This is a genomic window from Cohnella rhizosphaerae, from assembly GCF_029525575.1.
In the GTDB taxonomy this organism is placed as follows: Bacteria; Bacillota; Bacilli; order Paenibacillales; family Paenibacillaceae; genus Cohnella; species Cohnella rhizosphaerae.
The window spans coordinates 144,774-157,863 of sequence record NZ_JAPDIA010000001.1 but is presented as its reverse complement, the minus strand read 5'-3'; the positions used below and the strand labels follow the sequence as shown (position 1 = coordinate 157,863).

Annotated in this window: 10 protein-coding genes and 1 pseudogene; all 11 read left to right on the top strand. The window is 62.8% G+C overall.

Annotation, left to right across the window (positions count from 1 at the left end; translation table 11 throughout):
• Positions 1-464: 464 nt before the first annotated feature.
• The 11 genes and pseudogenes from galU (at position 465) to OMP40_RS00710 (ending at position 13,066) form a co-directional block, all read left to right on the top strand.
• Complete coding sequence (gene galU / locus OMP40_RS00760) at positions 465-1,364, top strand: UTP--glucose-1-phosphate uridylyltransferase GalU (RefSeq protein ID WP_277528354.1); 900 nt, start codon at positions 465-467, stop codon at positions 1,362-1,364.
• 1 nt (position 1,365) lies between these two features.
• Positions 1,366-2,041, top strand: a pseudogene (locus OMP40_RS00755) (sugar transferase).
• A gap of 12 nt (positions 2,042-2,053) precedes the next feature.
• The gene (locus tag OMP40_RS00750; RefSeq protein WP_277528352.1) at positions 2,054-3,313 is read left to right on the top strand and encodes a glycosyltransferase; all 1,260 of its coding nucleotides are present in this window, start codon (positions 2,054-2,056) and stop codon (positions 3,311-3,313) included.
• Between the two features lie 128 nt (positions 3,314-3,441).
• Positions 3,442-4,647, top strand: a complete 1,206-nt coding sequence (locus OMP40_RS00745; RefSeq protein WP_338131008.1) for an O-antigen ligase family protein — start codon at positions 3,442-3,444, stop codon at positions 4,645-4,647.
• A complete protein-coding gene (locus OMP40_RS00740; RefSeq protein WP_277528350.1) occupies positions 4,644-5,867 on the top strand; it encodes a glycosyltransferase family 4 protein in 1,224 nt (407 codons plus the stop codon). Before OMP40_RS00745 ends, OMP40_RS00740 begins: the two co-directional genes overlap by 4 nt.
• 223 nt (positions 5,868-6,090) lie before the next feature.
• Complete coding sequence (locus OMP40_RS00735; protein WP_338131007.1) at positions 6,091-6,933, top strand: glycosyltransferase; 843 nt, start codon at positions 6,091-6,093, stop codon at positions 6,931-6,933.
• The gene (locus OMP40_RS00730; protein ID WP_277528348.1) at positions 6,930-7,814 is read left to right on the top strand and encodes a glycosyltransferase; all 885 of its coding nucleotides are present in this window, start codon (positions 6,930-6,932) and stop codon (positions 7,812-7,814) included. The genes OMP40_RS00735 and OMP40_RS00730 overlap by 4 nt, the downstream gene beginning before the upstream one ends.
• A complete protein-coding gene (locus OMP40_RS00725) occupies positions 7,811-9,175 on the top strand; it encodes a lipopolysaccharide biosynthesis protein (protein WP_277528346.1) in 1,365 nt (454 codons plus the stop codon). Before OMP40_RS00730 ends, OMP40_RS00725 begins: the two co-directional genes overlap by 4 nt.
• Before the next feature lie 149 nt (positions 9,176-9,324).
• Positions 9,325-10,302 carry a polysaccharide pyruvyl transferase family protein gene (locus tag OMP40_RS00720; protein WP_277528344.1) on the top strand — a complete coding sequence of 326 codons (978 nt, stop codon included), beginning with the start codon at positions 9,325-9,327 and terminating at the stop codon, positions 10,300-10,302.
• Complete coding sequence (locus tag OMP40_RS00715; protein ID WP_277528342.1) at positions 10,299-11,729, top strand: sugar phosphate nucleotidyltransferase; 1,431 nt, start codon at positions 10,299-10,301, stop codon at positions 11,727-11,729. Before OMP40_RS00720 ends, OMP40_RS00715 begins: the two co-directional genes overlap by 4 nt.
• Positions 11,726-13,066: a UDP-glucose dehydrogenase family protein gene (locus OMP40_RS00710; protein WP_277528340.1), complete on the top strand. Its 1,341-nt coding sequence runs from the start codon at positions 11,726-11,728 to the stop codon at positions 13,064-13,066. The genes OMP40_RS00715 and OMP40_RS00710 overlap by 4 nt, the downstream gene beginning before the upstream one ends.
• Positions 13,067-13,090 lie beyond the last annotated feature (24 nt).

The window sequence follows — 13,090 nt, the reverse complement described above, 5'->3', positions numbered from 1 at the left end:
GACGTTAATCGTCAGGGGTGTGGCGTGAGGATGGGTTCAATGCCCGCTTATGTTTGATTTGAAACGATTGAATGGTGAAGATTCGATCTGTTCAGGCATGATTTGATCGGACGGCCCGGCTTCCGGCAGAAAATAGCTGTTGAAAAGCAGTTATTTCCCGAGAGGGAGGCCGGTGCGGTCCAATAAGTGTCAAAAGGCATTTATTTACTCGAAATCGCGACCAAACGAGCGTAAACGGGAGAAATAAATGCGTTTTAACCGTTATTTCGTGCGGGATGCCATTTTTCGTCCGAAATAAATGCTTTCTAACACTTATTCCGAAAAGGTGTCGCAATCGTCGCTAGTGTCGCAAGCGTCGCTGGTGTCGCAATCGTCGCTAGTGTCGCAAACGCATGGGCGCCGCAAATTCCGCAAGCATGATACATCGGCAAGTCTAAAGAGAAATACGGATGGGGTGAGAGCGTATGAAAAAAGTGAGAAAAGCGATTATTCCTGCGGCAGGCCTCGGCACGCGCTTCCTGCCTGCCACCAAGGCGATGCCCAAGGAAATGCTGCCGATCGTCGACAAGCCGACCATACAGTACATCGTAGAAGAAGCGATCGAATCCGGAATCGAAGACATTATCGTCGTGACCGGCAAAGGAAAAAGGGCGATCGAGGATCACTTCGACATCGCCTTCGAGCTGGAACACACGCTGGCGGAAAAGGGCAAGCTCGATATTTTGAGCAAGGTTCGCAAATCGTCCAACGTCGAGATCCACTACATCCGTCAGAAGGAAGCCAAAGGACTCGGCCATGCCGTCTGGTGCGCCCGCAACTTCATCGGCAACGAACCGTTCGCGGTGCTGCTGGGCGACGACATCGTGCAGTCGGACACGCCGTGCACGCGGCAGCTGATCGAGCAGTACGAGCAGACCGGCAAGTCGGTCATCGGCGTGCAGGCGGTCGGCACCGACCAGACGAACCGGTACGGCATCCTCGATCCGATCGAACGGCGCGGACGTCTGTACCAGGTGCGGCGTTTCGTAGAGAAGCCGCCGCTCGGGCATGCGCCGTCCAATCTGGCGATCATGGGCCGCTATGTGCTATCGCCGGAGATTTTCGAATTCCTGGGCAAGCACGAAGTCGGCGCGGGCGGAGAGATTCAACTGACGGACGCGATCCAGCGGCTGAACGAGGCGCAAGGCGTTCACGCTTACGACTTCGAGGGCATGCGCTATGACGTCGGCGAGAAGCTCGGCTTCATCATGACGACGATCGACTTCGCGCTCCGCGACGAGGAACTCAGGTACCGCCTGATGGACGGACTCGAGGCGCTGATCTTGCGCGAGAAAGTGGGGGATAGCCATGGCTCTGCGGTATGATATGGAGCTGGTCGCCCGCCTGACGGACTTCGAACGCAAGCGGATCGCGGCGCAGAACGACGGCAAGCTGGCGATGTACACGTCGGTCAAGCGCGGCATGGACGTCGCGGGCTCGCTGTTCGCGCTGGCGCTGTTCAGTCCGATCTTCGCGGTGACGGCGACGCTCATCAAGCTGGAAAGCCCGAAGGCGCCGATTTTTTTCCAACAGACGCGCATCGGCAAAAACGGCCGTAAATTCAAGATGTACAAGTTCCGCTCGATGGTGCCGGACGCCGAGCAGAAGCTCGCGGCGCTCCTGGAGAAGAACGAGATCAAAGGCGCGATGTTCAAGCTGAAGGACGACCCGCGCATCACGCGGATCGGGCGGTTCATCCGCAAGACGAGCATCGACGAGCTCCCGCAGCTCGTGAACGTGCTCAAGGGCGAGATGTCGCTCGTCGGCCCGCGGCCGCCGCTGCAAAGAGAGGTGGAGGAATACTCGGACTACGACAAGCTTCGGCTCTCCGTAAGCGGAGGCTGCACGGGACTGTGGCAAGTGACCGGACGCAGCAATCTCAGCTTCGAGCAGATGGTGGAGCTGGATCTGGAATACATTCGCAAACGGAGCATTCGGGGGGGATCTGAAGATCATTTTTCGGACCTTCAAGCTGCTGCTTGGGGCCAAAGACGCTTTTTAAGGGTGGCGACAGATGAACAAGATTTTGTTTATTACGAATCGGCTGCCTTTTCCCGGCACGGACGGCCGCAAAAACATGCTGCTGCAATACGTTCGGCATATGAAAGAAATCTACCCCGACAGCGAAATCGTCAATCTGTCGTTCGTGGACGATCCGAAATATTTGTCCCAGCGACCGCCCGAAATCGGCAGGCTGGCGACGCTTGAGGCGCCGGGCAAGCTTGAAAAGCTCTACAACATCGTCGTCCATTCGCTGATCCGCCGCAAGTGGCCGCTTCAGGTATCGGTGTACTACAGCCGCAAGACGCACCGCAAGATCCGGGAATTCGTCCGCGAGGAGGAGCCGGACTTCGTGCTCTACGACATGGTGCGGGTAGCCGAATACCTGGCGCCCGGCAAGGGCCGCAAGGTGCTGAGCTACGACGACCTGCTGTCGCTGCGTTACCGCCGCCAGCTCGACTGGTTCCAGTACATCCCGTCCGTGCTCGGCGGTTTTTCGGACAAGCTGCCGAGCGGCCTCAAGAAGTTCGCGGACCTGAAGTTCGTTCAGAAATGGCTCATCGCCTTCGAGAGCAAGATGCTGGGCAAGTACGAAAAGCAAGTGGCCCCGCGTTTCGACCATCTGATCTTCACCTCTCCGGCCGAAGCGCAAAACTTCAGGAAAACGACGCGTCACGAATCCTGTCACGGCGTCCCGATGAAGGTCGAGCCCGACTTTCGGATGCAGGCGAAAGGCGCCCGGCTCTATGACAAGAATAAGGTCGTGTTCGTCGGCAAAATGGACATTCCCCACAACAGCTCGGCGGCCGTATATTTCTGCGAGCGCGTATGGTCCCGAATCAAGCAGAGCAATCCGGCGGCGGTGTTCTACATCGTCGGCAAAAATCCGACGGCCGAGGTGCTGCGCCTGCAGCGCGAACATCCGGGCGTCATCGTGACCGGCGAGGTCGACGACGTCAAGCGGATCGTCAGCGACTCCGCGCTCATGATCGCGCCGCTCCTGTTCGGCACCGGGATCAAGACGAAGATCCTCGAAGCGATGTCCTGGGGCGTACCGGTCGTGACCAACGCGATCGGCAGCGAAGGCTTGGACGCGAACAACGGCGAGGACCTGTTCGTATGCGAATCGGAAGACGAGATGGTGCGCAGCGTACTGCTGCTGATGGGCGACAGCGAGATCAACGACAGCATATCGGGCAATTCGATCCGGTACGTGAGCCGCCGCTTCAGCGGTTCGGCGACCCGCAAAAACATGGAGCTGATCCTATCCTAGCGCAAGGGCGCGACGAGCCGGTCGATCTCGTCCGCGCTTCGGTCGTCGCGCTGTTTTTGTTCTCGCTGGCGGTCATCACGTATGACAGCTTGCCATACTTCGCCTTCTCGGTCTATCGCCCGCTGGCGATGTTTCCGATGTTCGCCGCCTCGCTGCTGCTGCTGTTCACCGACTTCAAGTTCCGCCGCGGGGACGTACCGCTGTTGCTTTTCGCCGCGTACAGCGTCGGGCATTCGCTGCTCGCGTCGGCCGGCGTGACAGGCGCGAGCTTCAAGCACGCGATCACCCTGCTGTTCGGCATCTCGATGTACCGGGTGTCCCTGTATATCGCCGAGCAGGCGAAGAACGATCCCGCGCTGCGCAAGCAGATCGCCGTATACCTGCTCGTCGGCTTCGTGCCGCCGCTCGCGGCCGGGCTGCTGCAGCTTGCGGACGCCTACTTGATCCGCAGCGGTTTTTCAGGCGTATTGACCGGCCTGTTTTCCGAGAAGGTGTACAAGGGCCGGATACAACTGCTGTCCGGCGAGCCGTCCTGGGGCGGCATCCATCTGCTGACCGGCGGATTGCTGCTGCTCTACCTGTACAAGGAGGGCTACCGGAAAATCACGATCGTGCCGTTGATCGGCTGCGCCGTGCTGCTGGTCCTGTCGTTTTCGGCCTACGCTTACAGCGTGCTGCTGATCGCGCTGCTGGTGTACGTATTTATCGCGAACAAGTATCGCGGCCGCATGCTGCTCGCGCTCGGCGCGATCGGACTCGTCATCGTCGTCGGCGTGCCGTTCCTGCTCGAGACGCTGAAGGTGAGCGGCTACTTCACGGATCGGTTCCAATTCAATTTTCCGCATCTGCTGCGGGCGGACAATTCCTTCTTTATCCGCGTCATTTTCCCGGCGATCGGCTTCATGGAGTTTTGGCATCATCCGATCTTCGGCGTCGGCGGCGGATTTTACTACCGCGAGTTCGCGGAGTTGCTGCGCGGGCACTTCGACTACGGCATGAAGTTCACCGAGGTCGCGAACCTGGTGAACGAACATCCGGAGATGGCCACCTCGCGCAATTTGTGGTCCAAGCTGTTCGCGGAGGAAGGCCTGATCGGCGCGCTGCTGTTCCTCGGCTTCATGTCGGCCGCGCTGCGCAGCTCGCGCCGCCATCCGTTCGCCCAGTTCGCGTTCGCGCTGTGCGTGTCGCTCGTCATGAATTTCGATTCCTACTCCTTCGTGAACTTCTGGCTGCTGATCGGATGGATCCGGGGCGGATTCTTTGAAGGACGGCCGGACGCCCGGGCGGCAGAATGGGATACGCAGAACGATAGGGAGTTGAGACGTACCGCATGAAAATCGTAATCGTCAACAGCTTGTACACGCCCCACATCATCGGAGGGGCCGAGATATCGACGCAGATTCTGGCGGAGACGCTCGCGTCCGTCGCCGACGTTCACGTGCTGACGCTCGGCGGACACGGCCGAGCCGAAGGCATCCGCGAGGAACGGATCAACGGCGTCACCGTGCACCGGATGCCGCACGGCAGCCTGTACTGGATCGGCGACGCCAAACGGCGCGGCGTGCTGATGCGGACCGCACGCAGGCTGACCGACCTGTACAATCCGCGAATGAACGAAGCGGTGCGGGAGCGGCTGGCCGCGATCAAGCCGGATCTGATCCACACGCAGAACCTGTCCGGCTTCGGCGCGGGCATCTGGACGGCCGCGGCCGGCCTGGACGTGCCGATCGTGCATACCCTGCGGGACTATTCGCTGCTGTCGCCAATCAGCTCGCCGATCAAAAATCCGCTGCTGGCCCGGCTGTACGCGATGACGACAAGCGGCTACAGCCGGCATGTGTCGGCGGTGGTCGGCATTTCGTCGCACATTCTGAAGCGCCATACGGATGCGGGGCTGTTCCCGGCCGCCGCGCGCAAGGTCATCCCGAACGCGGTGGAGGGCGGCATCGCCGCCAGCGACAAGGAGTTCGACAGGCGGCCGCTTCGCATCGGCTACTTCGGACGAATCGAGCCGGAGAAAGGCGTGCGGGAGCTCGTCGAGGCGGCGATGTCGCTGCCGACCGACGTCGTCGAGCGTATCGTCATCTGCGGCGAAGGCAGTCTGCGGGCGAAGCTCGCCGACGGCTGCCGCGAGGACGCGCGCTTCGTATTTCCCGGCAAGGTGAAGCCGGCCGAGGCGCGCCGCATGATGGGCGAGGCCGACGTCAACTTCGTGCCTTCGGTATGGGAAGAGCCGTTCGGCCGGGTCATCATCGAGTCGTACCAGGTCGGCACGCCGGTGTACGCCACCGACGTCGGCGGCATCCCGGACGCGGTGTACGATCCCGAGGAGTTTCTGTTCCCGCCGGGCAGCGCCGCGGCCATCCGGGCCAAGATTCTGTCGTTCCACTCGCTGCCGGCCGCCGACAAGCGGCGCATCCAGGCGGCCTGCCTCAAGCACTGCCGCGGCTTCACCCAAGCCGCGCTGCTCGACCGGCATCTGGACTTGTACGACCAGACGCTGGCCGGCGGCGAATATTCCGCGGTTAGAACCGCCGTCGGGCAGGTGCATTAGATGAGCGAGCCGACCGTCTACATGTGGCCCAAGACGAATCCGCACAACAAGTACACCGACCTGCTCGCCAGGTCGCTCGAGCGGCGGGGCCTTCGCGTCGAGCATTATGCGAAGGGCTCGCAGTTCAAGCCGCGCCGTGGCGATATCGTTCATATTCACTGGCCGAGCTATACGTACCAGGCTTCCAGTTTCCCGCTGACCGTCGCGAAGTCGATCTTTTTTTATATCGCTGCTCTACTGGTACAAGTTCCTCGGGGTGCGGCTGTTCTGGACGATTCACAACATCTGGCCGCACAAAGGCCGTTCGCGCTGGGACTTCTTCGTCCGCAAGCGGCTGCTGAGCCTGTGCGACGCCGCGTTCGTCCTCAGCGAATCGTCGAAGCGCGAGGCCGCCGAAGTATTCGGCGTCCCGGAAGACAAGATCGTCGTGACGCCGCACGGCCACTACGATGACGCCTACCCGAGCCGCGGCCTCGATATCCGCGCCAGGTTCGGCATCCCGAAGGAACGGTTCCTGTACCTTTTCGTCGGCCGGATCAACCGTTACAAAGGCGTCGAACAGCTCGTGTCGGCTTACCGGTCGCTCGAGCCCGCGAACGCCGCGAACGCAGCGCTGCTGATCGCGGGACAGGCGGATACGGGCTACGATCTTGGCTTTATCGGCGCGGACAAGGCCGGCGACGAAGCGGGCGCGATCAAGCTCCACTCGTCGTTCGTGGACGACGCAGATCTGGCCGACTACCTGCTCGCGGCCGACGCGGTCGTGCTGCCTTACCGGCAGATCACGACGAGCGGGAGCGCCATTCTGGCGCTGACCTTCGGCAAGCCGGTCGTCGCGCCGCGGCTCGGCTCGCTGGGCGAGTACGTGTCCGACGGCTGCGGCGTGCTGTACGATCCCGACGACCGGGACGGGCTCCGCAAGGCGCTGCAAGACGTGATGAACATGGACCGGCCGAAGACGGAGAGACGGATCGCGGACAAGCTCGGGGAGCTCGACTGGGACCGGATCGCGGACCGGATGCTCGCCGTCTACGCCGGCCGGATACCGCAAGAGGTGAACGCATGAAAGCAACGGTAGCGATATGCACGCACAATCGGGCCGCGGATCTGCGGGAGGCGCTGCTCAGCCTGCTGAAGCAGCGGTTCGACGCCTTCGAGGCGATCGTCGTGGACAACGGTTCGACCGATTCCACCGCGCAGACCGTAGCGGAAATCGAGCGGATGGTCAGCTTCCCGGTCCGCTATATCTATGAAGCGCGGCTCGGTCTCTCCGTCGCCCGCAACCGGGCGATCCGCGAGTCGCAGGGCGAATACGTGCTGTTCCTGGACGACGACGCGGTCGCGTCCGAGGATTGGATCGCCGGCATCGTCGCCCTGTTCGAGCGCGATCCGCGCATCGGCGTCGTGGGCGGCCGGATCGATCCGGCCTGGGAAGGGGAGGCGCCCGCCTGGCTCGCGCCGGAGAATCGCACGCTCTACACGATCCTCGATTATGCGGAAGACATCGTGGAGATGAAACGGCCGCATATCCCCTTCGGCGCCAATGTCGCGTTCAGGCGATCGGCGCTCGATATGGCGGCGCTGTTCCGCGAGGACCTGGGGCGCGTCGGGAGCAACCTGCTCTCGAGCGAGGAAGGGGAACTGATCGACCGCATCCGCACGAGATACTCGGTCTACTACACGCCGCACGCCTCGGTTCTGCACAAGATTCCGCGCAGCCGCATCAGCCGCAAATGGCTGCTCAGGCGCATCTACTGGCAAGGCGTCAGCAGCGCGGTCAGCTCCGAGCGCAAGCTGCGCGTGTTCGCGCGGTCGATCGTGAAGCTGCCGATCATCGTGCTGCTCTCGCTGCCGGTGCTGTACGACCGGCGCCGCGTCTTCCGCAACGTCAGCCGGATCGCCTACAACAACGGGCAGATCAGCGGCGTGCTGGGCACGTACGAATGAGCAGGCTAAGCCGCCTGTGGAGCGGCGGAGGCGCGCTATCCGCGATCATGAAGACGAGCGCCGCCAACCTGATCATCGTGCTGCTCGGCACCGTCACCTCGATCGTGACGGCGCGCATGTTCGGCGTCGCGGGCAAGGGCGAGTTTTCGGCGATCCTCTTCTGGTCGACCTTGCTGGCCGGCGTCCTCAGCTTCGGGCTGCCGACATCGCTGATTTTTAACCGGCGCACGCATCCGGCGCACGGACCGGCGTTTATCCGGGCCGGATTCCTGTTCCAGCTGCCGATATGCGTCGTCGCGGGCACGGTGGCCTGGTTTTGCATGCCGGCCTGGCTCGGCAATTACGGCGACCATATCGTGGCCATCGCCAGATGGTACACCGTCCTGACGCTGCCGCTGCTGCTCGCGGTCAACCTGCTGTCGGCGCTTGCGCAGAGCATGGAGAACTTCGGGCTTTACAACGGCATCCGGCTGTACGTGCCGCTCAGCAACCTGATCGGACTGCTCGCGTTGTGGGTGTTGGGCTACTTAAGCCAGTTTTCCTCGGCGCTCATGTTTCTCGTCACGAGTCTGGGCGTCGTCTGCTGGGCGCTGTACCGGCTGAGGCGGGAGCTGGCGGTCGGCTGGTTCGGCAAAAAGGACGCTGCGGCCGAGGCCGGCCAAAAGCCTGGCGAGCGCGGACCGGTCAAGTCGCTGTTCGGCTACGGCACGCGCGTATACGGCGTCGAGCTGCTCGGCACGCTCTACACGCAGTGCGACAAGCTGATCATCCTGTCGCTGCTCGCGCCAAGGGAATTCGGGCTTTATACGGTCGTGTACACGCTGTCCCGCGTGTTCAACATCGTCCAGACGGCCATCTCGGGCGTCGTCTTCCCGAAGGTGACGGGTCTGTCGCAGGAGGAGGTCGTCGCCAAGGTCAGCCGGGCGTTCCGGCTATCCTTTCCGATCATGCTCGCCGCGCTCGTGCCGGGCATGATCGTCGGCCGCTGGCTGCTCGGTCTGCTCTACGGCCAACAGTTTCTGGCGGCGGACACGGCCTTCTACCTGCTGTCCCTGGAATGCGTCGTCGGCGGCGGCTCGTGGATACTCGCCTCTTCCTTTAACGCGATGGGCCGGCCGGGTCTCGTCGTCGCGAGACAGGCGTTCGCGCTGGCGCTGACCGTCGGCATGTGCTTCTTGCTCGCCCCGGCGTACGGGCTGAACGGCATCGCGCTGGCGATGCTGATCGGAGCCTTCAGCCGGATCGTCATCTCGGTCGCGGCGATGAAGGTCGTCTTCAAGGCGCCGGTATCGGGCGTACTGTTCGACAAGGACGATTGGCGCTTCCTGGCGGGACGGCTCACGCGGGCGGCGCAGTCCTGACCGGGGATTAGCGGCACGCGGTGGCGTTATTGCTTCCCGCTCCTGCGCCCCCTAAGCTGCCGAAGAAGAAGAAGGCTCCCGTTCCTGACCGGGGAACGCATTTCATAGGAACAAAAAAAGAAAGAGACAAGCGCGAAGGAGACAAACGGATGGAGATCGCGACCTTATCGGCTCACCCGATGGATGAGCTCAAAAACCGGCTCAGGCTCATACTGAACGTCATTCCGCCGGGCTCGAACATCTATTATATCGACTATCCCGTTTATTCCAACGGCGGGGACCTGCTCATCATGAAAGGGACGGAGGCCTTCTTCAGGGAAAACGGAATCCGGGTGCGTGCGAGATACAGCGCGTTCGACTTCCCCGACGGACTGAGCGTACCGAAGGATCACATCCTCGTGCTGCAGGGCGGCGGCAACTTCGGCGACCTGTACCCCGTGCACCAGAAGCTGCGCGAACGTGTCGTTGCCGGCTATCCGAACAATCGGGTCGTCATTCTGCCGCAGACGATCCACTACAAGGACGTGCGGGAGTTCGACCGGACCGCCGACATCCTGAACCGCCACAAGGACGTGCACCTGTTCGTGCGCGATACGCTGTCGCTGGATATGGCGAAGGACAAGTTCCACCGCTGCGGCGTCTATCTGTCCCCCGACATGGCGCACCAGCTGTGGCCGATCCGCGGCGGCGGTCAGCCGGCGAGGGAGCTGCTCCGCTTCATGCGGACGGATATCGAGAAAACGGAAGGGCAGGACGGACTGCCCGTCGAAGGCGCCGGCGACGTTCTCGACTGGTCGACGCTCTACAGCCGCACGGAGCATCGGTCGATTCGCGCGATCGGCAAGGTGATGCGCATCTCCAAGGGCAAGCTGCCGGTCGGGAAGTTCTGGATCAAGTATTCGGATCGGCTCGTGAGCAAGGCGGTCGAACGGTTCGCGCAGTACCGCACCGTGCAGACGTCCCGGCTTCACGGCCATATCCTGTCCTGTCTGATGGACAAGCCGAACGTCCTGTACGACAACGCGTACGGTAAAAACGGCCGTTACTATCGCACCTGGACACAGGGCATCGTGTCGGCCAAGCTGGCGGCGGAGCCGTCGAGCAAACAGAGCGGAGGGATGGCATGAAAATCGTGCTTTTGTCCGGCGGATCGGGCAAACGGCTCTGGCCGCTGTCGAACGATTCCCGCTCGAAGCAGTTTCTGAAGGTGCTGAAGGATCCAGCCGGCAGGCCTGAATCGATGATTCAGCGGGTATGGCGGCAGCTCGGCGACGCCGGCCTGCAGGACCATGCCTACGTCGCGACGGGCAAGTCGCAGGTCGAGATCCTGTACGGCCAGCTCGGCAGCGACGTCAGGCTGATCGCCGAACCGTCCCGCCGGGACACGTTCCCGGCGATCGCACTCGCGGCGACGCATCTGTATGCGATGGAAGGCGTGAGCCTGACCGAGACGGTCGTCGTCATGCCGGTCGACCCTTACGTCGACGGCCGGTTTTTCGCGGAACTCGCGAAGCTCGAACGCGCGCTGGACGCTTCCGGCGCCGATCTGGCGCTCGTCGGCGTGCAGCCGACGTATCCGTCCGAGAAGTACGGGTACATCGTGCCCGGATCGGGCGTCGCAGGGGAGGACGGGCGCGACGGCAAGACTGCCGGCGCGCATGAAGGCGGCGAAGAGCCGTTCGTGACCGTGCGCGGGTTCCGCGAGAAACCGGCAAAGGAAGAGGCCGAGCGGATGATCGCCGAAGGCGCGCTTTGGAACTGCGGCGTGTTCGCGTTCAAGCTCGATTTTCTGATCAATATCCTGATCGCCCACGAGCTGCCGATCCAGCACGAGGAAATGGCGAGGCGCTACGAAGCGCTGCCGAAGATCAGCTTCGACTACGAGGTCGTCGAGAAGGCCAACCGGATCGCCGCCGTTCGCTACGCGGGCGACTGGAAGGACCTCGGCACCTGGAACACGCTCACCGAGGAAATATCCGAGCCGCTCACGGGCAAAGGTACGATCTCGGCCCAGACGCGGGGCGCGCACGTCATCAACGAACTGGACGTTCCGATCGCGGTGCTCGGCCTGTCGGACGTCATCGTGGCGGCGAGCCCGGACGGCATCCTCGTCGCGGACAAGGCGCTCAGCCCGATGGTGAAGGATCTGCTGAAGTCCGCGGATCAGCGCCCGATGTACGAGGAGCGGCGCTGGGGCAGATACCGCGTGCTGGATTATGCGGTTTATCCGGACGGACGCGAGGTGCTGACCAAGCGAATCACGATCGCCGCCGGACGCAATCTCAGCTATCAGTATCACAGCCTGAGGGACGAGGTATGGACCGTGATGGCGGGAAGCGGCACGTTCGTCCTGAACGGGAAGATCTCGTCCGTGGCCGCCGGAGACGTCATCCGGATTCCGAAGGAGAGCATGCACAGCGTGCGCGCGGAGCAGGATCTCGAGATCATCGAGGTTCAGAGCGGGACGCTGCTGATCGAGGAGGATATCGTCCGGCTGGAGCTGGTCTGGGGAGATATTATGGAGCTTTGCGAGACACAGGAGGGATCCATTTGAAAATCGCGGTAATCGGTACCGGCTACGTCGGACTCGTATCGGGCATCTGCTACGCCGAGCTTGGTCATTCGGTCGTCTGCGTCGACAAGGATCCTTACAAGATCGCCACGCTGCAGAGCGGCGGCATCCCGATCTACGAGCCGGGGCTCGAAGCGCTGTCGCGCAAAGGCGTCGCGGCCGGCAACCTGCGCTATACGCACGATCTGGCGGAAGCCGTGCGCGGGACCGACCTTGTCATCATCGCGGTCGGCACGCCGCCGCTGCCCGGCGGCCAGGCCGACCTGTCCTACATCGACGCCGCGGCGGCCGAGATCGCGGACGCGCTCACGGGCTACGCGATCGTCGCCGTCAAGAGCACCGTCCCCGTCGGCACGAACGAGCGGGTGCGCGAACTGATCCGCGCCAGAACCGACGTGCCGTTCGACAGCGTGTCGTTGCCCGAATTCCTGCGCGAAGGTTCGGCCGTGCGCGATACGCTCGAGCCGGACCGGGTCGTCGTCGGCGCCGACTCGCCGGCCGCCGCCGAGCGGATCGCCGAACTGCACCGGCCGCTGACCAAGCAGGTCATGGTGACCGACATCCGCAGCGCGGAGATGCTGAAGTACGCCTCGAACGCCTTTCTCGCGACCAAGATCTCGTTCATCAACGAGATCGCCAACATCTGCGAGAAGGTCGGCGCGGACGTGTCGGAGGTCGCGGCGGGCATGGGGCTCGACCGCCGGATCGGCACCGCGTTCCTGAATGCGGGCATCGGCTACGGCGGCTCGTGCTTCCCCAAGGATACGCGGGCGCTCATCCAGATCGCCGGCCACGTCGAGTACGAGTTCAAGCTGCTGCGCTCGGTCGTCGAGGTCAACCAGGACCAGCGCATGCGCATCGTCCGCAAGCTCGAGACGATTTTCGGCGGCGAGCTGCGGGGGAAGACGGTCGCGGTGTGGGGGCTGTCGTTCAAGCCGAACACCGACGACGTGCGCGAGTCCCCGGCGCTCGAGATCATCCGGCATCTGGCCGATAGCGGCGTGGTCGTGCGGGCGTACGATCCGATCGCCACGGCGAGCTTCCGCGGCCTGTTCGGCGACGGCGGCGTCGTCTGGTGCGAAGGCGCGCTCGAAGCGGCGCGCGGCGCCGACGCCCTGTGCCTGCTCACCGAGTGGGAGGAGTTCGCCGGTACAGACCTGCGCGTCCTGCAGGAGACGATGCGCCGGCCGATCCTTATCGACGGGCGCAACGTGTTCAAGGAGGCGGATCTCGCCGGCACGGCTTTCGTCTATTATTCGATCGGCCGCCCGAGCCTGAACCAGGGCGTCAGAGAAGAGATGCCGATCCTCCAGTACTAAAAAGCAGGGCAAAAGGAGTCTCGT